Annotated in this window: 22 protein-coding genes; 11 read left to right on the top strand and 11 right to left on the bottom strand. The window is 72.4% G+C overall.

Annotated elements, in window-relative coordinates:
• The first annotated feature begins 2 nt into the window (after positions 1 to 2).
• Positions 3 to 659 carry a transglycosylase family protein gene (locus BN39_RS02650; protein ID WP_019200806.1) on the top strand — a complete coding sequence of 219 codons (657 nt, stop codon included), beginning with the start codon at positions 3 to 5 and terminating at the stop codon, positions 657 to 659.
• Positions 660 to 858: 199 nt separating this feature from the next.
• The gene (locus BN39_RS02655) at positions 859 to 1548 is read left to right on the top strand and encodes a hypothetical protein (protein WP_040765774.1); all 690 of its coding nucleotides are present in this window, start codon (positions 859 to 861) and stop codon (positions 1546 to 1548) included.
• A gap of 93 nt (positions 1549 to 1641) precedes the next feature.
• On the opposite strand, the gene BN39_RS02660 is transcribed toward BN39_RS02655, so the two are convergent.
• Genes BN39_RS02660 through BN39_RS02675 form a run of 4 tightly spaced genes read right to left on the bottom strand, consistent with a single transcriptional unit; the run spans position 1642 to position 3264 of the window.
• Positions 1642 to 2070, bottom strand: coding sequence for a molybdenum cofactor biosynthesis protein MoaE (locus tag BN39_RS02660; protein ID WP_019200807.1), 429 nt, complete (start codon positions 2068 to 2070; stop codon positions 1642 to 1644).
• The gene (locus BN39_RS02665; RefSeq protein ID WP_237741614.1) at positions 2060 to 2575 is read right to left on the bottom strand and encodes a molybdenum cofactor biosynthesis protein B; all 516 of its coding nucleotides are present in this window, start codon (positions 2573 to 2575) and stop codon (positions 2060 to 2062) included. Before BN39_RS02665 ends, BN39_RS02660 begins: the two co-directional genes overlap by 11 nt.
• The gene (moaC, locus tag BN39_RS02670) at positions 2568 to 3068 is read right to left on the bottom strand and encodes a cyclic pyranopterin monophosphate synthase MoaC (protein ID WP_019200809.1); all 501 of its coding nucleotides are present in this window, start codon (positions 3066 to 3068) and stop codon (positions 2568 to 2570) included. Before moaC ends, BN39_RS02665 begins: the two co-directional genes overlap by 8 nt.
• Position 3069: 1 nt before the next feature.
• Entirely contained in the window at positions 3070 to 3264 is a 195-nt protein-coding gene (locus BN39_RS02675; protein WP_019200810.1) for a hypothetical protein, read from the bottom strand.
• A 39-nt stretch (positions 3265 to 3303) separates the two neighbouring features.
• On the opposite strand from BN39_RS02675, the gene BN39_RS24005 reads away from it, so the two are divergent.
• Positions 3304 to 5496: a helicase-associated domain-containing protein gene (locus BN39_RS24005; RefSeq protein WP_040765776.1), complete on the top strand. Its 2193-nt coding sequence runs from the start codon at positions 3304 to 3306 to the stop codon at positions 5494 to 5496.
• Here BN39_RS24005 and BN39_RS02685 read toward each other — a convergent pair whose 3' ends face one another.
• The gene (locus BN39_RS02685) at positions 5497 to 6735 is read right to left on the bottom strand and encodes an RNA polymerase sigma factor (RefSeq protein WP_237741615.1); all 1239 of its coding nucleotides are present in this window, start codon (positions 6733 to 6735) and stop codon (positions 5497 to 5499) included.
• Positions 6732 to 7094, bottom strand: a complete 363-nt coding sequence (locus BN39_RS02690; RefSeq protein ID WP_019200813.1) for a YciI family protein — start codon at positions 7092 to 7094, stop codon at positions 6732 to 6734. Before BN39_RS02690 ends, BN39_RS02685 begins: the two co-directional genes overlap by 4 nt.
• A gap of 211 nt (positions 7095 to 7305) precedes the next feature.
• Between BN39_RS02690 and BN39_RS02695 the strand changes: the two genes are divergently transcribed.
• From BN39_RS02695 to BN39_RS02715, 5 genes are all read left to right on the top strand, one after another.
• Positions 7306 to 7731 carry a DUF6069 family protein gene (locus BN39_RS02695; RefSeq protein ID WP_019200814.1) on the top strand — a complete coding sequence of 142 codons (426 nt, stop codon included), beginning with the start codon at positions 7306 to 7308 and terminating at the stop codon, positions 7729 to 7731.
• A 44-nt stretch (positions 7732 to 7775) separates the two neighbouring features.
• Positions 7776 to 8357: a TetR/AcrR family transcriptional regulator gene (locus BN39_RS02700; protein WP_019200815.1), complete on the top strand. Its 582-nt coding sequence runs from the start codon at positions 7776 to 7778 to the stop codon at positions 8355 to 8357.
• Entirely contained in the window at positions 8354 to 9061 is a 708-nt protein-coding gene (locus tag BN39_RS22020; protein ID WP_019200816.1) for a hypothetical protein, read from the top strand. The genes BN39_RS02700 and BN39_RS22020 overlap by 4 nt, the downstream gene beginning before the upstream one ends.
• Positions 9062 to 10732 carry a DNA repair helicase XPB gene (locus BN39_RS02710; RefSeq protein ID WP_019200817.1) on the top strand — a complete coding sequence of 557 codons (1671 nt, stop codon included), beginning with the start codon at positions 9062 to 9064 and terminating at the stop codon, positions 10730 to 10732.
• A 99-nt stretch (positions 10733 to 10831) separates the two neighbouring features.
• The gene (locus tag BN39_RS02715) at positions 10832 to 12571 is read left to right on the top strand and encodes an HNH endonuclease signature motif containing protein (RefSeq protein ID WP_019200818.1); all 1740 of its coding nucleotides are present in this window, start codon (positions 10832 to 10834) and stop codon (positions 12569 to 12571) included.
• Between the two features lie 11 nt (positions 12572 to 12582).
• On the opposite strand, the gene BN39_RS02720 is transcribed toward BN39_RS02715, so the two are convergent.
• From BN39_RS02720 to BN39_RS02735, 4 genes are all read right to left on the bottom strand, one after another.
• Complete coding sequence (locus BN39_RS02720; protein WP_019200819.1) at positions 12583 to 12840, bottom strand: hypothetical protein; 258 nt, start codon at positions 12838 to 12840, stop codon at positions 12583 to 12585.
• A 114-nt stretch (positions 12841 to 12954) separates the two neighbouring features.
• Complete coding sequence (locus BN39_RS02725; RefSeq protein ID WP_019200820.1) at positions 12955 to 13497, bottom strand: hypothetical protein; 543 nt, start codon at positions 13495 to 13497, stop codon at positions 12955 to 12957.
• Positions 13494 to 13775: a helix-turn-helix transcriptional regulator gene (locus tag BN39_RS02730; RefSeq protein WP_081585894.1), complete on the bottom strand. Its 282-nt coding sequence runs from the start codon at positions 13773 to 13775 to the stop codon at positions 13494 to 13496. Before BN39_RS02730 ends, BN39_RS02725 begins: the two co-directional genes overlap by 4 nt.
• 75 nt (positions 13776 to 13850) lie before the next feature.
• A complete protein-coding gene (locus tag BN39_RS02735; RefSeq protein WP_019200822.1) occupies positions 13851 to 15161 on the bottom strand; it encodes an NAD(P)/FAD-dependent oxidoreductase in 1311 nt (436 codons plus the stop codon).
• A 38-nt stretch (positions 15162 to 15199) separates the two neighbouring features.
• Between BN39_RS02735 and BN39_RS02740 the strand changes: the two genes are divergently transcribed.
• Both BN39_RS02740 and BN39_RS02745 read left to right on the top strand, forming a co-directional pair.
• Positions 15200 to 16375 carry a pyridoxal phosphate-dependent aminotransferase gene (locus tag BN39_RS02740; protein ID WP_040765777.1) on the top strand — a complete coding sequence of 392 codons (1176 nt, stop codon included), beginning with the start codon at positions 15200 to 15202 and terminating at the stop codon, positions 16373 to 16375.
• 55 nt (positions 16376 to 16430) lie between these two features.
• The gene (locus tag BN39_RS02745) at positions 16431 to 17465 is read left to right on the top strand and encodes an oxygenase MpaB family protein (RefSeq protein WP_019200824.1); all 1035 of its coding nucleotides are present in this window, start codon (positions 16431 to 16433) and stop codon (positions 17463 to 17465) included.
• On the opposite strand, the gene BN39_RS02750 is transcribed toward BN39_RS02745, so the two are convergent.
• Positions 17408 to 18394, bottom strand: a complete 987-nt coding sequence (locus BN39_RS02750; RefSeq protein WP_019200825.1) for an LLM class F420-dependent oxidoreductase — start codon at positions 18392 to 18394, stop codon at positions 17408 to 17410. The two genes, BN39_RS02745 and BN39_RS02750, sit on opposite strands and share 58 nt — an antisense overlap.
• Positions 18395 to 18453: 59 nt before the next feature.
• On the opposite strand from BN39_RS02750, the gene BN39_RS02755 reads away from it, so the two are divergent.
• Positions 18454 to 19047, top strand: coding sequence for an alpha-ketoglutarate-dependent dioxygenase AlkB (locus BN39_RS02755; protein ID WP_040766435.1), 594 nt, complete (start codon positions 18454 to 18456; stop codon positions 19045 to 19047).
• Positions 19048 to 19062: the final 15 nt, after the last annotated feature.

A 19062-nucleotide genomic window follows, 5' to 3' on the forward strand; every position in this document is an offset into this window, starting at 1 on the left:
CGATGACCGGTCGTCACCGCAAGCAGTCCACCACCGCACGTACTGCCGTCAAGGTCGCCGCCACCGGCGCGATGCTGGGCGGCGCGGGCCTCGCGCTCTCCGCCCCCGCCGCGAACGCGGCCACCGACTCCCAGTGGGACCAGGTCGCCTCGTGTGAGTCCGGCGGCAACTGGGGCATCAACACCGGCAACGGCTACCACGGCGGCCTGCAGTTCAGCCCGTCCACCTGGACCTCCTACGGCGGCGGCCAGTACGCCCCGACCGCGAACCAGGCCTCGAAGGCCCAGCAGATCGCGATCGCGGAGAAGGTCCTCGCCGGCCAGGGCAAGGGCGCTTGGCCGTCCTGCGGCACCGGCCTCGGCGCCGCCACCCAGCGCACCGCCCCGGCCACCGAGGCCGCGAGCAAGCCGGTCGCGCAGAAGCCCGCCCAGAAGCCGGTCCAGAAGCCCGCCGCGCAGAAGCCGGTGCAGAAGCCCGCCACCCCGGCGGCCAAGAAGCCCGTCCAGAAGCCGGCGCCGAAGAAGCCCGCCGTGCAGCCGGGCCAGTCGGCCAACTCGCAGTACATCCAGCAGGTCATCTCGCAGGCCCAGAACGGCGGCCAGCAGATCGATCCGGCCGTGCTGTCGATGCTGCAGCAGGCCGCTGCGAAGGGCTACTGAGCCCCACCGCACACGCGCACCGGAACGGGCCGACGGCACTCGCCGTCGGCCCGTTTCGCGTCTCCGCGGCCGTGACCATCCTGTGATGTACACCACATATCCGTGTCTCGACAGGGTCGCGAGTTTGCAATTCCACACTCTCTGCTAGCGTTCCCTCGTCCGCATCCGCGGCTCAGGATTTCAGCAGGGAGACCCACCGATGTTCGCTCACCGCACGCCGTCCTCGCGCACCACCGGCAGGATCGCCGGACTCGGGGCGCTCCTCGCCGCCGCGAGTCTCGCGCTGAGCTCGCCCGCGTTCGCCGATCCCGGCTGCGGCTGCGTTCCCCCGGTCCCCGCGCCTGTCGCAGTCCCCGCCGGAGTCCTCCCGGCCGCTCCGGCCCCCGCGAAGCCCGCACCGCGCAAGCCGGCGCCCGCGAAGGCCGTGCCCGCCGCCCCGGCGCCCGCCGGCGCCGGCGTCAAGAAGCTCGCACCGGGCGTGAACCCTCCGTCCACGCCGAACCGTCAGGACCTCGAGAACGGCGCCGCGGGCGCCGGCGGCGCGACGGTGCCCGTCATCGCGGGCACGGCCATCCCCGGTCTCGGAATCGGTGGCACGGGCATCGGGACCGGCCTGGCCGGGAACGGCCAGGGCGGCACGGCGATCGACGGCATCGGCGTCCCCGGCCCCGGCCTGGCGGCGGTGGGCACCGGTCAGGGCGCGCACCGGCCCGTGCAGAACCCGACCGCGAACGTCCCGTCGCGCCCGGCGAACCCCGGCCGCACCATCCCCGACGGTGCGCTCGGCATCCCCGTGGTGCCGGGTGTCCTGGGCGTCCCCCTGTGGGCGCCCCAGCCGTGTGACCCCGCCCGGGTCACGACGTGCCCCGATTCGGCCTCCACGAAGTAGGTCACTCCCCCGGTCCGCGCGGGCGCCACAGCGTCCCGCGGGACGGGGTTCGAACGCCGGAATCCACCCCGGCCTCGGGCGACGGGTCGGCAGCTACGCGCTGCCGACCCATTCGTCGGTTCCGTCGGAGAACAGCTGGTGCTTCCACACCGGCAGGGCCTCCTTGACGGCGTCGACGAGCCGGGAGCAAGTGGCGAAGGCCGCGGCACGGTGATCCGCGGAGACGGCCACGACGAGCGCGGCGTCCCCGATGGCCAGCGGGCCCACGCGGTGCGAGACGGCCACGGCGCGGACACCCTCGGCGGCGCGGGTCTCGGCCTCCACGACCTCGGCGAGGACGCGGGCGGCGGTGGGGTGCGCGGAGTACTCGAGCCGGGTCACGGAGCGGCCGCCGTCGTGATCGCGGACGGCGCCGATGAAGCCGACCACGGCGCCCGCCTCGGCGCGGGCGACGGCCGCCTCGTGGGACGGCAGGTCGATCGGTTCCTCGGTCACGCGCGCGAGCGCGACCTCACCAGGCATGGTCCCCGCCGATGATCTGGTCGAGCGCGTGCGAGAGCACCCCGTCGAGCACGCCGAGGCCGTCGCGGACGCCGCCCATGGAGCCGGGGAGGTTGACCACGAGGGTCGCCCCGGAGACGCCGGCCAGGCCGCGGCTGAGGATCGCGGTGGGCGCGCCGGGCAGGCCGGCGGCACGGATGGCGTCGGCGAGGCCGGGGACCTCGAAGGTGAGCACGCCCCGGGTCTCCTCGGGGGTGCGGTCGGTCGGCGTGAGGCCGGTGCCGCCGGTGGTGAGGATGACGGCGTCGCCGCGGCGGGTGGCGGAGCGGATCGCGGAGCCCACCTCCTCGCCGTCGGGCACCACGACGGGGCCGTACACGTCGAAGCCGCGCTCGCCGAGCCAGGAGGCGATGTGCGGGCCGGTGGTGTCCTCGCGCTCCCCCGCGGCGGCGCGGGTGGAGGCGACGATGACGGTGGCGGCCGGTGCCTGCGGCTCGGTCACCGGCACGGTGATGGGGTCAGTCAACGGTTCCTCCGTCGGTTCGCTCGTCGTCTCCGCGGGTCCACCGGCCGGTCTTGCCGCCCTCCTTGGTCACCACGCGCACGTCGGTGAGCTGCGCGGCCGGGTCGAGGGCCTTGACCATGTCGTGCAGGGTGAGCCCCGCGACGGCGACGGCGGTGAGCGCCTCCATCTCGACGCCCGTGCGTCCGGTGCAGCGCACGGTCGCGGTGATCGCGATCTCGGCGCCGTGGGGTTCGAGCTCGACCTGGACGCCGGAGACGGGCAGCGGGTGGCACAGCGGGATCAGGTCGGGGGTGCGTTTGACGCCCATGATGCCCGCGATGCGGGCGGTGGCGAGGACGTCGCCCTTGGGCACCGCACCGTCGGCGATGGCGGCGACGACCGCCTCGGTGGTGCGGAACACCCCGGCCGCGACCGCCGTGCGGGCGGTGACGGCCTTATCGGACACGTCGACCATGCGGGCGGCGCCCGCGTCGTCGACGTGCGTCAATCCCACGTCAGCGATTGATCCGCGTGGTCGGGTGGACGTACGGGATGTGGTCCTGCGGGAACGTCAGCTCACCGAAGGGCGACAGCGCGCCGACGACGGGGGCGGCGAACTCGGAGACGGCGTGATCGGCGTGGCCGTCCGAGGCGCCGGGCCAGCCGTTGTCGACGTACGCGGACTTCTTCGCAATGGAGGTCTCAGACACGAGATTATTCTGACATGCCGCGCCACCTACTCTGTATCGGTGAGCAGTAATGCGGGATCGGTCACCCCGGCGGCCCTCCTCACGGAGTGGTTGCGCGGCCGGGACGACGCGCGGATCGCGGCGCTCCTGGACGCGCGGCGCGACGTCGCCGCGCCGGTGCCCGCGGGTTTCGGGGTCCTGGCGACCCGCCTGCTGAGCCCGTCTTCACTGGGCCGCGTCGCCGAGCAATTGAACCTGCTGGACCTGGCCGTCCTCGAGGTCGTTCTGGGCTCGGGCGGCGCGACCCCGGACGCCGTCGCCCGGGCGTTGCGCGGCCGGGCGCTGAAGAAGCAGGTGGTGGCGTCCGTCGAGAAGCTGCGCACGCGGGCCCTGGTGTGGGGCGAGGAGGATCTGCGCACGTCGCCCGCGGTCCGCGACGCGATGCCGTGGCGCACGCCGCAGCTCACGTCGCCGCGGGACGTCCTGGAGATCGACGGTGCGCTCGCGGGCGCCGGGGAGGACGAGCGGGCGCTGCTGGACCGCCTGGCCGAGGGGTCGCCGCTGGGCCGCACGGCCGCGGCCGGGCCGGGCACGTCGGCGGAGCACCCGGTGCAGCGGCTGCTGGCGGCGGGGCTGCTGGCGCGGGTCGACCACCAGACGGTGGAGATGCCGTGGGAGGTGCGCGCCCGGCTGCGCGGGGAGCCGCCGATCGGCGCGTCCCTCAAGCCTCCCGCGCTCGACGGTCCGCCCGTGCCCGGCGCGGACGGTGCCGGGGCGGTGGCGGCGCTGGAGTTGCTGCGGCACGCCGACGACGTGCTGTCGGTGCTCGGCCGGGTGCCGGCGGCGAGGGTGAAGGCAGGTGGCATCGGCATCCGCGAGCTGCGGCGGGTGGCGAAGGCGGCGGAGCTCGACGAGGACCGCGCGGCGCTGGTGATCGAGCTGCTGGCCGCGGCGGGCCTGGTCGGCGAGGGCGAGTTGGAGGACAGCGACGATTCGGTGTTCGCGCCCACGGTGTCGGTGGACGAGTGGCAGCGGCAGCAGCCCGCCGACCGGTGGGCGCTGCTGGCCCGCACGTGGCTGGAGCTGCGCAGGCAGCCGGCGCTGATCGGGTCCCGCGGCGAGGAGGGCATCGTGGGACCGCTGCACCGGGCGGCGCGGAGCACCGTCGCCCCGCAGGACCGGCGGGCGGTACTGGCGGCCCTCGCGGCGGCCCCGGCGGGTGCGGCGCCGGACCCGGCGAGCCTGCACGCCGCGATCCGGTTCGCGCATCCGGCCTGGTACCGGCGCCTGACGCTGGACGCGATCGCCGGCATCGTCGCGCAGGCGCAGGTGGTGGGCCTGGTGGCGGGAGGGGCGCTGACGTCCGCGGGCCGCGCGGCGGCCGCGGGCGGCGAGACGGCCGCGGCGATGGCCGCCGCGCTCCCGGCCCCGGTCGAGGAGTTCCTGTTGCAGGCGGATCTGACGCTCACCATCCCGGGGCCGACGACGCACGATTTCGCCGCCGCGGTGGAGCTGGTGGCCGACCTGGAGTCCGCGGGCGGCGCGGCCGTGTACCGGGTGACGGACGCGTCGGTGCGGCGCGCGTTGGACGCCGGGCGCACATCGGCGGAGGTTCACGCGTTCTTCGCGGCGCACGCGGTGACGCCCGTACCGCAGGGCCTGACGTACCTGGTGGACGATGTGGCGCGGCGGCACGGGGCGCTGCGCGCGGGGGTGGCGTCGTCCTTCCTGCGCTCGGACGATCCGTCGCTCATCGCGGCGGTGCTGGCCTCCCCCGCGGCGGATCTGCTTGCGCTGCGGGCGATCGCGCCCACGGTGGCGATCTGCCAGGCGCCGCTGGCGGAACTGGTCGCGGGCCTGTCCGCGGCGGGTTTCGCTGCGGCGGCGGAGGATTCGCGCGGCGTGGTGGTGGACCTGCGGCCGTCGTCGATACGGCTGCCGGTGCCGCGGCCGCGGCCACCGGCGGCGCAGCCCACGCCGGAGCAGCTCGCGGACGCCGTGGTGCAGATCCGGAGGCAGGACTCCCCGTCCGACGGTGCGCGCACGTCGGGTCCGGAGCTGATGACGCTCCTGCAGAGCGCCGCCGGCGACGGGCGGACGGTGCGGCTGGGCTATGTGGACGCGAACGGGGTGTACACGCGGCACGTGGTGGTGCCGGAGTCGGTGCGCCACGGCCAGCTCACCGCGGTCGACGGTGACGCGCCCCGCCGGTTCGCGCTGCACCGGGTGACGAACGCCGAATTCGCCGACTAGTCAGACGAGTTCGCCGCGCTTGCGGGTGAGGTAGGCGCGCTCGGCGGAGTTGCCGGCGGCGTCGATCGCGGCGGCGTACTCGTCCTTGGCCTCGACGGTCCGCCCCAGCCGGCGCAGCAGGTACGCCCGGGCGGCATGCCACGGGTGGTAGCCCTGCAGCGGCAGCGGGTCCACGAGGGCCAGCGCCACCTCGGGACCGTCGAGTTCGGCGATCGCGATGGCGCGGTTGAGTTTCGGTATCGGCGACGGGTCGATCGCGACGAGCCTGTCGTAGAGGGCGACGACCTGCGCGTAGTCGGTGGTGTCGGCGCTGGGGGCGTCGGTGTGCACGGCGTTGATCGCGGCCAGGATCTGGTACCGCCCGGGCCGGTTGATCGCGAGGCATTCGCGGACGAGGCGGTGCCCCTCCGCGATGGCGTCGTGGTCCCAGCCGGCGCGGTCCTGTTCGTCGAGCGGCACCAGCTGTCCGCCGCGGACCCGCGCCTCGCGGCGGGCGTCGGTGAGCAGCATGAGGGCCTGCAGGCCGGTGATCTCGGGGTCGCCGGGGAGCAGGCCGCGCAGCACGCCGGTGAGGCGGAGCGCCTCGCCGGTGAGTTCGGCGCGGACGGGTTCGCCGTCGCCGGTGGCGAGGTAGCCCTCGTTGAACACGAGGAACAGGACGGTGAGGACGGCGTCCAGCCGGGCGGGGAGGTCGGCCGCCTCGGGCACCCGGTACGGGATGCGGGCGGCGGCGATCTTCTTCTTGGCGCGGGTGATCCGCTGCCCCATGGTGGTCTCGGGCACGAGGAAGGCCTGGGCGATCTCGGCCACGGTGAGGCCGCCGAGGAGCCGGAGGGTGAGCGCGACGCGGGCTTCGATCGCGAGCGCGGGGTGGCAGCACGTGAAGATCAGCCGCAACCGGTCGTCCTCGACGGGGCCGGTGGGCTCGTGCTCGGTGTCGTCGTGCATCACCAGTGCCGCCCTGTGCTTGTCGTCGCGCTGCTTCTCGCGGCGGATGCGGTCGATCGCCCGGTTGCCGGCCGTGGTGGTGAGCCAGGCGCCCGGGTTCGGCGGGATGCCGGAGTCGCCCCACTTCTCCAGTGCGGCGACGATCGCCTCGCCCGCCGCGTCCTCGGCGAGGCCGATGTCGCCGAAGCGGCGGACGAGCGAGGCGATGAGCCGGCCGTACTCCGCGCGGAAGACCCGTTCGATCTCCGCGCGGGGCACGGGCCCTACGGGTACGGCGTTCGGTCCGGTCACGCCACGCCGTCGAAGGCGCGGACCTCGACCGTGCCGCGGCAGGCCTTGGAGGCGTCCGCGGCGAGGCGCAGCGCCACGTCGAGGTCGGGGGCGTCGATCACCCAGAAGCCGCCGATGAGCTCCTTGGACTCGAGGTAGGGGCCGTCGGTGATCACGGGGGCGTCGCCGCGCCCGTCGACGACGGTGGCGGCCATCCCCTCGGTGAGACCGCCGGCGAACACCCAGTAGCCCTCGGCCTTGAGCCGGTCGTTGAAGGCGTCGGTGGCGGCGAAGGCCTCCTCCATCGCCTCCTTGGTGCCGTAGTCGCCGTACTCGCCGCGCTCGGCGGGCCCGTGTACGGAGAGCAGGTACTCGGTCATGGTGTTTCCTCTCGTCGCGGGCGGCCCCGGTGGTCGCCCTCACCCTGTCCACGAACGCGGCGGCACGGATACGACACCCGTCGCGGATGTTCCTCGCGAAATATTCTCCGCGCCTTTCTCGGAGGGCGGTGTCGAAATCGGGGCGGGCCGTTCGTGGACAGGGTGAGAACGGTTCCGCCCGGCACCGTCGAACCCGGAAGAGGAGCACGCCATGTCCACCACCGCCACCGCCACCCCGACCACCGTCGCCGCCGTCCGCCTGCCCGTGTGGAGGCACGGACTGGGCGCCGCGGTCGGGGCGTCCGTCGTCACCACCGCGATCGCCGCGGTCGCCTCCGCCGCGGGTGTCACCTTCGCGGGGCCCGACGGTGCCGCCATCCCCCTGCTCGGGTTCGCGCAGCTCACGATGGTCTTCTCGCTGATCGCCGTGGCGATCGCCGCGGTGTTCGCGCGCCGTGCCCGTCGCCCGCGGTCGACGTTCGTCCGCACCTGCGTGGCGCTGCTCGTGCTGTCCTGCGTGCCCGATGTGACCTTCGGTTTCGACGCCGCGTCGGCCGCGGTCCTGATCCTGACGCACGTGGCCGCGGCCGCGATCGTGGTGCCGGTGCTCGCCCGGCGCCTGGTCGTCACGCGCTGAACAATTATTTGACTGACTGATCAGTTATTGATTAGCCTGTGCGTATGGCCCGCACCGTCGATCCCGCACTCACCGCCCGCCGCCGCGCCACGATCCTGGACGCGGCGGCGCCGGTGTTCGCCGAGTCGGGGTTCGAGCGGGCGCGCGCCGCGGACATCGCGGCGCGCGCCGGCGTCAGCTCCGGCACCGTCTTCTACTACTTCACCGATAAGGCGACGCTGTTCCGGGCACTGTTCGCCGCGGACATCGAACGCAACGAGGAGCTGCGCGACCGCGCCCTCGCTGAGCCCGACCCGGTGTCCGGGATCCGGCTGCTGGTGGACGCGCTCGCGGGCACCTCGACCGATCCCGCCGCGGTCGGCCTCGTCGCGGAGCTGATCCGCCGGGTCCCCGCAGATCCCGCGCTCGCGGAGACGGTCGCCGCGGCCGACGGGATCGCCCGCGAGGCGCTCGCCGAGCTCATCGGGCGGGCCCAGGCGCAAGGCGCCGTGGACCCCTCCCTCGACCCCGCGCAGGCGACCGCGTTCCTGATCGCCCTCACCGACGGCGCGCACCTCGCCGATCGCGACGTCCGGCCGGACGTCCGCCGCGCCGCCCTCGCCTACCTGCGAACGGAGGAATCATGAGCACCACGGAATCCACCCGCACGGCCCGCACCGTCGGGTTGCCCGCCTGGCTGCAGGCGCTGGTCGTGGCCGCACTCACCGCCGCCGGCGCGGGCCTCGGCCTGGTCGTGCGAGGCGTGGTCGGCTGGTTGGAGCGCACCGTCGACGGTTCGCCGGGCCCGCTCCGCATCGCCGCACAGCTCCCGGTGGGCGTCGCGGTCGGCGTGCTCGCGGTGGTGGGGCTGGTGGGCGGGATCGTGCTGGTCGCGGCCTGGCAGGACGAGGTCGCGCACGTGACGGTCGACGGGGAGCACGTGGAGCTCAAGGCCGGCGGGCACCGTCGGTGGATCGCCGCCGCCGAGGTCGGCGAGGTGTTCCTCGGCCGGGGCGGCGAGCTCACCGTGCTGGACCGGCAGGGGCGGCTCCTCGCGGCCGCGGGCACCGACGGCGTGCCGCGCGCCCGCCTGGTGGAGGCGTTCACCGCGGCGGGGTATCCGTGGCGCGGGGCGGAGGACCCCCACGAGGCGGAATTCGTCCGGTACGTGGAGGGCCGCGGGGACGTGGGCGACGAGGCCGCGCGCCTGCTCCGGGAGCGGGCCGTCGCCCGCGCGGAGAAGCGAGGCCCCACCGCCCGCGACCTGCGGCTGCGGCTCGGCGAGGCCGGCGTGGTGGTCCGCGACCGCGGCGACGAGCAGGAGTTCCGCCCGGCGCGGCACAATGGATAGATGACCGACGGACCCCTCATCGTCCAGTCCGACAAGACCCTCCTGTTGGAGGTGGACCACGAGCTCGCCGACGCCGCGCGGGCCGCGATCGCGCCGTTCGCGGAGCTGGAGCGTGCGCCCGAGCACGTGCACACGTACCGGGTGACGCCGCTGGCGCTGTGGAACGCGCGCGCCGCGGGGCACGACGCGGAGCAGGTGGTGGACGCCCTCGTCACCTATTCGCGCTATCCGGTGCCGCAGCCCCTGCTGGTGGATGTGGTGGACACCATGAGCCGCTACGGGCGGCTGCAGCTGGTGAAGCACCCGGCGCACGGGCTCACCCTGGTGTCGCTGGATCGGGCTGTGCTGGAGGAGATCCTGCGGCACAAGAAGATCGCGCCGATGGTGGGCGCCCGGATCGACGACGACACCGTGGTGGTGCACCCGTCGGAGCGCGGGCACCTCAAGCAGCTGCTGCTCAAAGTGGGCTGGCCGGCCGAGGACCTCGCGGGCTACGTGGACGGCGAATCGCACCCGATCTCCCTGGACACCGACTCGAACCCGTGGGAGCTGCGCGACTACCAGAAGACCGCCGCGGACTCGTTCTGGCTGGGCGGTTCCGGCGTGGTGGTCCTCCCCTGCGGCGCGGGCAAGACGATGGTGGGCGCGGCGGCGATGGCGCGGGCGCAGGCGACCACGCTGATCCTGGTGACGAACACGGTCGCGGGGCGGCAGTGGAAGCGGGAGCTGCTGGCCCGCACGTCGCTCACCGAGGAGGAGATCGGCGAGTACTCGGGCGAGAAGAAGGAGATCCGCCCGGTCACGATCGCGACATACCAGGTGCTCACGCGGAAGTCGAAGGGCGAGTACAAGAATCTCGACCTGTTCGATTCGCGGGACTGGGGCCTGATGATCTACGACGAGGTGCACCTGCTGCCCGCGCCGGTGTTCCGGATGACGGCGGACCTGCAGTCCCGCAGGCGACTCGGCCTCACCGCCACGCTGGTGCGCGAGGACGGACGCGAGGGCGACGTGTTCTCGCTCATCGGCCCGAAGCGGTACGACGCGCCGTGGAAGGACATCGAGGCCCAGGGCTGGATCGCCCCCGCGGACTGCGTGGAGGTGCGGGTCACGCTCACCGAGAACCAGCGGATGCAGTACGCCACCGCGGATTCCGACGAGCGGTACCAGATGTGCTCCACCGCGCCCACCAAGGTGGCGGTGGTGAAGTCGATCCTGGAGCGGCACAAGGGCGCTCCGACTCTGGTGATCGGCGCCTACCTGGATCAACTGGAGGAGCTGGGGGCCGCGCTGGACGCGCCGGTGATCACCGGCTCGGTGAAGACCAAGGAGAGGGAGGCGCTGTTCGACGCGTTCCGGTCCGGCGAGATCTCCACGCTGGTGGTGAGCAAGGTGGCGAACTTCTCCATCGACCTGCCGGAGGCGTCTGTGGCCGTGCAGGTCTCGGGGACGTTCGGGTCGCGCCAGGAGGAGGCGCAGCGCCTCGGCAGGTTGCTGCGGCCCAAACACGACGGTGGCACGGCGCACTTCTACTCCGTCGTCTCGCGGGACACGCTGGACGCGGACTACGCGGCCCACCGGCAGCGGTTCCTCGCGGAGCAGGGCTACGCGTACCGCATCGTCGACGCCGACGACATCCTCGGCCCCTCGCTCGATTCCACGACGGACTGACGCACCCGCCACCGGGCCGCGCCGAAATCGACAGTAAGCAGCCAACATTCACCACGTGTTGTGCAGCACACCGCCAGCCAGCGGAGTATCATCGAATGTATGAGTCAGGCAGACGATGCGTTCGAACACGGGAGGGCGGTCCGCCGGCCGCTGCCGCCCGAGTTCGCGGGCGTCGCCGGGCTGGACGCGGGAGCACTGCTGGCGGATCTGCGGGCAGTGATCTCCGAGGTCAACCGCCTCGAAGCCCGCAAACACGCGGTGTTGTCGCAGCTGTTCGTGGTGCGTGACGATGCCCGGCGGTGCCGCGTCGAGTCCGATCGGCAGTTCGTCGGGGACTGGGACGAGCTCGTCGCCGAGACCGGTGCGGTACTCCAGGTCGGACGGGGCGCCGCCTCCGCGGCCGTGCATCGCGGGTTGGATCTGCGGGAGCGGTTGCCCCACGTGTTCGCCGTCTGCGCCACCGGCAAGGTCACCTCCCCGCAGCTGTGCGCCGTGCTCCGGTTCTCGTCGGCGATCATCGATGAGCGTGTGCTGTGTGAGTTCGACGTCCGCATCGCTGCCTGGCTATCGGGAATGTTGTCCGATCCGGACACCGCCGTCACCGCCGCCGCGGTCGAGGAGGCGGCGAAGAAGATCCTCGCCCAGATCGACATCGACGCCGTACCGCAGGTGCCCGAGAAGAAGCCCCGATTCGGGATCGACATGCACGCCCGCGCGGACGGCACCGTCGACGTGGAAGCGGTGATCCCGAAGGCGGACGGGATCCGCTTCGCGAGTCTGCTCGCCTCGATGCTGAAGACCACCTGCCGCAAAGACCCCCGCACCCTCGGTGAGCGGCAGGTCGCCGCCCATGCGGCCCTGATCGAGGGCTACGAAACCCTCGGCTGCCAGTGCTCGAACGATGCCTGCAAGTACAAGGAACGCAAACCCCGCGTTGCCGCGATCGCCCCGGAGGTGAAGGCGCTGGCGCTGATCGTCCTCAACGAATCCGACCTCCGCGCATCGGAACCCGCCGGACCCGAGCCCGCCGCCGCTGATGCCGACGAGGCCACTCTCTTCGACGAATCGCCAGCCGAAGACTCCCCGGGGCCCACCCCGGGCGCGGCGTACGTGATGTGTGACGAGCTCGGGATCTCCGGCCCCGTCACCGCGGACCAGGCCAACGAGCTGATCGCCGAGTGCGACACCACCATCCGCGCACTCGGCAAACGCGATCCGGAGACCGGCGACGTCCACGTCGCCGGGGCATCCGGGTACACGCCGACGCAGTATCAGCTGCTCGTCATGCGCCTGATCTACCCGACGTGCGTGTTCCCTGGGTGCAGTGTGCCGTCCACCCGCTGCCAGGCCGACCACGTCGCCGAATACGACCACAAACACCCCGAACGAGGCGGACCAACCGCGGTCGCCGGAAAAGACGGCCCCGGAAACCTGGTACCCCTCTGCGGATTCCACCACCGGATCAAGACCGAAACCGGGTGGCTATCCGACCTGCTCGACGACGGCACCGTCGAATGGCATCACCCCGCCGGCGGCCTCTGGCTCACCCCGCCCGGCGCGGCCCAGGAACTCCTGCCAGGCCTCGGGCAACTCACCTGGGACACCCCTGCCCGCACCACCGACAATCAACCCGAACCGCGGGATTTCGACACGCACGCCGAACACCGCGCCCAGCAACGCCGCGACGAACGCACCCGCAATCGCCGCATCCGCCTCGAGAAGGCGAAGAAACGCGCCGAAGAGCGACTGCGGAAAGAACTGGAACGCCAACGCAAGCAGGCCGAGGAACAGGGCATCGAATTCGTGCCCAACACCGAACCCGAACCCCCGCCCTTCTGACCGGACGTGGCTCAGATGGTCCGGGGCAACTCCCCGCGACGTGGGGCGGTATCGGTGGGGCGGCAGGGGCACCAGCCGCCGCGGGTGACGGGAAGGCGGGCCCGATCGGCGATCACGGTGCCGTGCAGCGTGCCGTCGGCGCCCCAGTGCATGACGTCGTGGGTCCAGGGCTCGAGCATGATCTGGTGCCGCTCGATCAACTCGAGGTGGGTGCGGCGGAATTCGCCGAAGCGCGCGGCGATATCCGCGAGACGGTCGATCAATCGCATGGGCTGCCACCCCTTTTCGTCAGTATCGGAGCTCTTCACCCTCGATACTGGACGAGCCGACGCGGCGGGTCCAGCGAGTATTTCTACCGCTATTCGGTGGCGTTGCTTAAGCGTTCAGAACGCCGCGTCCTCGGTATCGGGATCGGGCCGCGTCCAGGCGAGGAGCATCGCGGGAGTCGACATGCCGACGAGCAGCGCGACGAGGGTGAACAGGCCGGACGCGTAGTGCCATGCGTTGTTCCCGTCGGGCTGGGAGATCACCGCGGTGAAGATGGCGTAGCAGGCCGCGATCAGCACGAGGGTCTGGGTGACGCTGAGCCCGATCGATCGTGCCTCGTTGCGCTGCTGCACCTCCCATTCGTCGAGCGTGTCGGCCGGCGCGTCGCCCTGCCTGCCCGACACGATCTGGATCGTCGTCCACAGCGGAAAGAACAGCGCGCACGCGGGAAGCCACAGCAGCGGCGCCCATCGAACGTCGACGTGACAGAGCACCCCGACGACGAACATGAAGGCGTAGACGGCGGCCAATGCCACGACGAGCTTCCGCCGCCGAGACCTGGTGCGCCACTTCGGCAGCATTCCCGCCGTCCGCTTCTCCTGTTCCAGGAACCTCCGGGTCCGGCGGTCCTGGTATCGGGTGATCATGTTCGTGGTCATCGTCGTCCGCCTCTCTCGTTGCGTCCATACAGTTCCGTCGACAGGGGCCCGAATTCGGTCCGGGAGAACACGGCCTCGACGGGGAGGTCGAAGACCGCGCAGATCCGGAAGGCGAGGTCCAGGCTCGGGTAGTGGTCCCCGCGTTCCAGCGCCCCCACTGTTTGAGGGTTCACGTCGATCTCCGCCGCCAGGGCGGCGCGACTCATCCGCCGCTCCGCTCGAAGGACGCCGATGCGATTGAAGATGGGTAGAGAATCTTCACGCCTGACCGGGCTCATGCAATCTATTGTTGGGAAAACACAACAGTCTGTCAAGACGAATGGACAAACGCGCAGGTCACCGCGGTACCGTCCTCAGAGTGCGCGCAGCGCGGCCTTGGCCGCGTGCCACCCGACCATGCCGTGCACGCCGGGCCCCGGGGCGGCGGAGGCGGAACAGAGGTATACCCCGTCGGTGAGGCGGTACGGCGCGAACAGCGTGGGTCGCCGCACCAGCTGGGACGGGATCGCGGCGCCGGCGGCGATGTCGCCGCCCACGAGGTTCGCGTTCGTGGCCTCGATCCCGGCGGGCCCCACCGACCGGGACTCCACGACGCGCTCGCGCAATCCGGGGGCGTGCCGTTCCACCTCGGCGAGGACGTTCTCGGTGAGGTCGCCGGGGAATCCGTTGGGGCAGTGCACGTACATGGACACCGGCACCATGGTCCCCGCGCACCGCGACGGATCGGCGAGGTACTGCTGGGACAGGATCATCACGGGCCGGCCGGGCATCCGCCCGCGGTTCACCATGCGCTCCTTCTCGGCGATCTCCGCGGCCGTCCCGCCGAGGTGGACGAACGCGGACCGTCGGAGCTCGTCCCGGGCCCAGGGGATGCCGCCGTCCAGAACCAGGTCCACCTTGAACGCCGCGGGGCCGAACCGCCACCGTCGGGCGCGGCGACGCAGCCACCCGGGCGCCCTGTCCCCCAACAACTCCCGCGCCGCGGGAACCCCGGTATCGAGCATCACGATATCCGCGTCGGGCAGGGCGGTCACCCGCTCGCCGGTGCGGATCGTTCCGCCGTGCGATTCGACGATGCGGGCGAGCCCGTCCGAGATCGCCTGGGACCCACCGAGCGGCACCGGCCAGGGCCGCACGCCGGACAGCAGGTAGCCGAGCGACGAGGTCATGGGGAGGTGCTGCGGAACCATGCCGTGCGCCGCGACGCCGGCGAACACCGCGCCGCCCACCCGGCCGAGCGCGGCGGCGGTGGCCGACGCCGGGAGCATGAACCGCGGACCCCACCGCACCGCCTCGGCGGGGTGCAGAGGCAGCTCGGGCAGCGGGCCGAAGAACGCGGCCATCACGGCGGGCCCGCAATCGGGCACGTCGGCCAGCGTGCCGACGGGGCCGCCCCGGTCGTCGGTGACGGGGTGCGCAACGTCCAGCTCGGCGGTCCCCCAGTCGATGTCGAGGCCCACGTCCCGCAGCGCGGGCGAGGCGAACGCCAGCGGGTGCCCGGTGGAGAACCGGTCGACGACGGTGCCGCGCAGCTCGTCCGACCGGCACGCGCCGCCGATCGTCGGCTCGGCCTCGAGCACCGTCACCTCGACCCCCTCGCGGGAGAGGGCGGCAGCCGCGGTGAGGCCGTTGGGTCCGGATCCGACGACGACGGCGGAGGTCATGCCTCCACAGTAGCCACGCGCGGCACTAGGCTGCGGGCATGCGCACCGTCGATCGATTGCAGCCGTTCACGTCGACGATCTTCGCGGAGATCTCCACGCTCGCGGCGGAGACCGGGGCCGTCAACCTGGGGCAGGGCTTCCCGGACACCGACGGCCCCGCCGGCATGCTGGCCGCGGCGAAGGCCGCCATCGACGGCGGGATGAACCAGTACCCGCCGGGCGACGGCCTGCCCGAGCTGCGGCGCGCCGTCGCCGCGCAGGTCGAGCGCGACTACGGCCTGGTCCACGACCCCGACGGCGAGGTGCTGGTCACCGTCGGCGCCTCCGAGGGCATCGCGGCCGCGGTGCTCGGCCTCGTGGAGCCCGGCCGCGAGGTGATCCTCATCGAGCCCTTCTACGACTCGTACGCGGCGACGGTCGCGATGGCCGGCGCGCGGCGCGTGGTGGTGCCGCTCGTTGAGGACGGCGGCCGGTACCGCCTGGACCCGGACATGCTGCGCGGCGCGGTCACCGAGAAGACGGCGGCGATCATCGTGAACTCGCCGCACAACCCCACGGGCACCGTGCTCTCCGATGACGACCTGCGGCTCATCGCCGAGACCTGCGTGGAGCGCGACCTGCTCTGCTTCACCGACGAGGTGTACGAGTACCTGCTGTTCGACGGCCGCGCGCACCGCCCGCTCGCCACCTTCGACGGGATGCGCGAGCGCACGGTGCGGATCTCCGGCGCCGCGAAGGCGTTCAACGTGACCGGCTGGAAGATCGGCTGGATCACGGCGCCGCGGGAGCTCGCCGACGCGTGCCGCGCGGCGAAGCAGTGGCTCACGTTCACCGGCGCGACCCCGCTGCAGCACGCGGTGGCGCACGCCCTGGACCACGAGACCGCATGGCTCGCGGGACTCGCGCCGGACCTGCAGGCCAAGCGCGACCTGTTGACGAAGGCACTGGTGGACGTCGGTTTCGAGGTGCACCCGTCGGAGGGCACGTACTTCGTCACCGCCGACGCGCGGCGGCTCGGGTACGACGATGCCGGCGCGCTCTGCCGGGAGATGCCGCGCACCGTCGGCGTCGCGGCGGTCCCGGTGGCCGCGCTGGCGGACGACCAGGCCCGGTGGGGGCACCTGCTGCGGTTCGCGTTCGCCAAGCGCGAGGAGGTGCTGGCCGACGGTGCGCGTCGCCTCGCCGGCCTGTCCGGTGGCCGGGAGGCGACCTGACAACATCAGTTGTCGAAATCGTCCCGGGTGAAGATCCGGCGCGCTATCGTGAGATATGGCCACACCCGCGTCGCCTCTCGGCCCGGACAGCGTGACCTGGCGGTCCTTCGGCGACTGGCGGGGCATGCTCAGCGGCCCGTGGTCCGGCTCGATGCAGAACATGCACCCCAAGCTCGGCGCGGCGGTGTGGGAGCACTCCGACTTCTTCGGTGAGCGCTGGCAACGGCTCTACCGGTCGCTGTACCCGATCATCGGCACCGTCTTCGACGAGGACCCCGAGGCCACGGGCCGGCAGGTGCGCGACTACCACCGGGAGATCAAGGGCGCGATGCCCGACGGTGCGCGCTACCACGCCCTGGATCCCGACGTCTTCTACTGGGCGCACGCCACCTTCTGGTACGGAAACATCCGTTCCGCGGAGGCGTTCGGGCCGAAGCTCACCGAGGCCGAGAAGCGCCGGCTGTTCGACGAGTCCTGCGAGTGGTACGCCCGCTACGGCGTGTCCATGCGGCCGGTGCCGGACACCTACGAGGAGTTCCTCGAGTACTGGGACCGGATGTGCCGCGAGGTGCTGATCGATCACCCGGCGGCCCGGCAGGTCCTCGATCTCACCACCCTGCCGCCGCTCCCGGGCCTGCGCCGGCTGCCGCCCCCGGTGTGGCGGGCGATCATGACGCCGGGCCGGGCGCTGGCCATGTGGATCACCGTGGGCCTGTACGACCAGTCGATCCGGGACAAGCTGGGCTTCGAGTGGACGCGACTGGACGCCATCGGATTCCGCGCATTCGGACTGCTGGTGCGCGGCGTCATGGCGGCGCTGCCGCCGCGGTACCGCCGGCACCCGCGGGCCCGCGACGCCCTGGACAGGGAGCACGGCCGGGTCCCGCGCGGCGCCCCGAATCTGGAGTCGCCGCGGCGGAACCTCCCGCCCCGCGCCGCCCGCGAGGACCCGTGGCACTACTGCCCGGTGCACGCGGAGCGCCGCGCGGAGATGCCGTGGAAGTCGAACGAGCAGAAGCCCGTTCAGCCGGCTCAGGAGAACGCGGAGATGACCTCGCGCTCGAACAGCTCCAGGCCGGTGGTGTCGTAGGCCAGCTCGGGGAAGTAGCAGATCGCGTAGGTCATGCCCTGCGCCTCGAGCTTCGTGAGGTTGTCCACGATCTCGCTCGGCGTGCCGACGCCCGGCATGCCGTAGAAGGCACCCATCGTGGCGTCGGACTCCTCGATCGGCGCGTGTGCGGCGTACCGGCGGCGCACCTCGTCGAGCTTCCACTGCACGTCCGTCGCGGTCTCGCCGATCGCGATGTTGTAGTTGGCGGAGCGGGTGATCGCGTCGAAATCGGTTCCGACCTCCGCGCAGTGCTGCTTGAGCACATCGGACTTGTGCGCGAATCCCTCGAAGGTGCCGTCGAAGTTGGTGTACTGCGCGTACTTCGCCGCGATCTTGAGCGTGCGCTTCTCTCCGCCGCCCGCCAGCCACAGCGGAAGGCCGCCGTCCTGCAGCGGTTTCGGCTCACAGATCGCCCCGTCCACCTGGTAGTACTTGCCGTCCAGCGTGGACACCCCGTCGCGCCAGGCCTGCTGCAGGATCTGCACGCCCTCCTCGAGGCGGCCCAGCCGCTCTCCGGGCGGCGGGAAACCGTAGCCGTAGGCCCGCCACTCGTGCTCGTACCAGCCCGCACCGATGCCCATCTGGGTGCGCCCGCCCGAGATCAGGTCGACGGTGGCGGCGACCTTCGCGAGGTACGCCGGGTTGCGGTAGCTCATTGCGGTGCACATCTGCCCGAGCTTGATCCGCTCGGTGGTGGCGGCGAACGCCGACATCAGCGTCCACGCCTCGTGGGTGGCCTCGTGGGTGGCAACGGGGACGGTGTGGAAGTGGTCGTACACCCAGATCGAGTCCCAGGGCCCCGTATCGGCCCGGCTCGCGAGGCCGCTCATGGTGGACCATTGGTCCGCCGGGTCGATGCCGACGAGGTCGAGACGCCAGCCTTGCGGGATGAAGAGTCCGAATCGCACCCGTCCAGCCTACGTTCGCAGCCGTGAACTTGTCGCACCGTTTCCGTACCCTCCGGTTCATGCAGGTAGCAGGACAGGACGGGCTGTTCGACGTGGCCGGCCACCGCAGGGAGCTCGGCGCGGGGGCATGGCTCGATGTGCGCACGGGGTGGCAGCACGATCCCGACGGGCTGTTCGCGGCGCTCCAGCACGACGTGCCGTGGGTCGCCGAGCGCCGCCGCATGTACGACCGCACGCTGCCGGTGCCGCGCCTGCTGCGGTTCTACGGCACCGGCGCCGCGCTCCCCCACCCGGCGCTGGAGGAGGCCCGGCGGGAGCTGAGCGAGCTGTACTGGGAGGACCTGCGCGAGCCGTTCACCTCCGTGGGGCTGTGCCTGTACCGGGACGGCGCGGACTCGGTGGCGTGGCACGGCGACACCATCGGCAGGGGCGGCACGCACGACACGGTGGTCGCGATCGTCTCGCTCGGTTCCACCCGCCCGTTCCTGATGCGCCCGCGTGGCGGCGGCGCCAGCACGCGGCTCAGCGTGGGCCACGGCGACCTGCTGGCCATGGGTGGATCGGCGCAGCGCACGTGGGAGCACGCGGTGCCCAAGGTCCCGCACGCCGAGCCGCGGATCAGCATCCAATTCCGCGTGGCCGGGGTGCGCTGACGGCCCTGCAAATCC

The sequence above is a fragment of the Tsukamurella sp. 1534 genome (genome assembly GCF_000312385.1).
GTDB lineage: Bacteria > Actinomycetota > Actinomycetes > Mycobacteriales > Mycobacteriaceae > Tsukamurella.

What these genes read in the sequence shown, in the direction of transcription:
- BN39_RS02740 (WP_040765777.1), top strand. Translation starts at nt 15,200, where the DNA reads ATGCGCACCGTCGATCGATTGCAGCCGTTCACGTCGACGATCTTCGCG.
- BN39_RS02745 (WP_019200824.1), top strand. Translation starts at nt 16,431, where the DNA reads ATGGCCACACCCGCGTCGCCTCTCGGCCCGGACAGCGTGACCTGGCGG.
- BN39_RS02690 (WP_019200813.1), bottom strand. Translation starts at nt 7,094, where the DNA reads ATGACCGAGTACCTGCTCTCCGTACACGGGCCCGCCGAGCGCGGCGAG.
- BN39_RS02695 (WP_019200814.1), top strand. Translation starts at nt 7,306, where the DNA reads ATGTCCACCACCGCCACCGCCACCCCGACCACCGTCGCCGCCGTCCGC.
- BN39_RS02660 (WP_019200807.1), bottom strand. Translation starts at nt 2,070, where the DNA reads ATGCCTGGTGAGGTCGCGCTCGCGCGCGTGACCGAGGAACCGATCGAC.
- BN39_RS02735 (WP_019200822.1), bottom strand. Translation starts at nt 15,161, where the DNA reads ATGACCTCCGCCGTCGTCGTCGGATCCGGACCCAACGGCCTCACCGCG.
- BN39_RS02710 (WP_019200817.1), top strand. Translation starts at nt 9,062, where the DNA reads ATGACCGACGGACCCCTCATCGTCCAGTCCGACAAGACCCTCCTGTTG.
- BN39_RS22020 (WP_019200816.1), top strand. Translation starts at nt 8,354, where the DNA reads ATGAGCACCACGGAATCCACCCGCACGGCCCGCACCGTCGGGTTGCCC.
- BN39_RS02655 (WP_040765774.1), top strand. Translation starts at nt 859, where the DNA reads ATGTTCGCTCACCGCACGCCGTCCTCGCGCACCACCGGCAGGATCGCC.
- BN39_RS02720 (WP_019200819.1), bottom strand. Translation starts at nt 12,840, where the DNA reads ATGCGATTGATCGACCGTCTCGCGGATATCGCCGCGCGCTTCGGCGAA.
- BN39_RS02725 (WP_019200820.1), bottom strand. Translation starts at nt 13,497, where the DNA reads ATGACCACGAACATGATCACCCGATACCAGGACCGCCGGACCCGGAGG.
- BN39_RS02650 (WP_019200806.1), top strand. Translation starts at nt 3, where the DNA reads ATGACCGGTCGTCACCGCAAGCAGTCCACCACCGCACGTACTGCCGTC.
- BN39_RS02700 (WP_019200815.1), top strand. Translation starts at nt 7,776, where the DNA reads ATGGCCCGCACCGTCGATCCCGCACTCACCGCCCGCCGCCGCGCCACG.
- BN39_RS02730 (WP_081585894.1), bottom strand. Translation starts at nt 13,775, where the DNA reads ATGAGCCCGGTCAGGCGTGAAGATTCTCTACCCATCTTCAATCGCATC.
- BN39_RS02715 (WP_019200818.1), top strand. Translation starts at nt 10,832, where the DNA reads ATGAGTCAGGCAGACGATGCGTTCGAACACGGGAGGGCGGTCCGCCGG.
- BN39_RS02755 (WP_040766435.1), top strand. Translation starts at nt 18,454, where the DNA reads ATGCAGGTAGCAGGACAGGACGGGCTGTTCGACGTGGCCGGCCACCGC.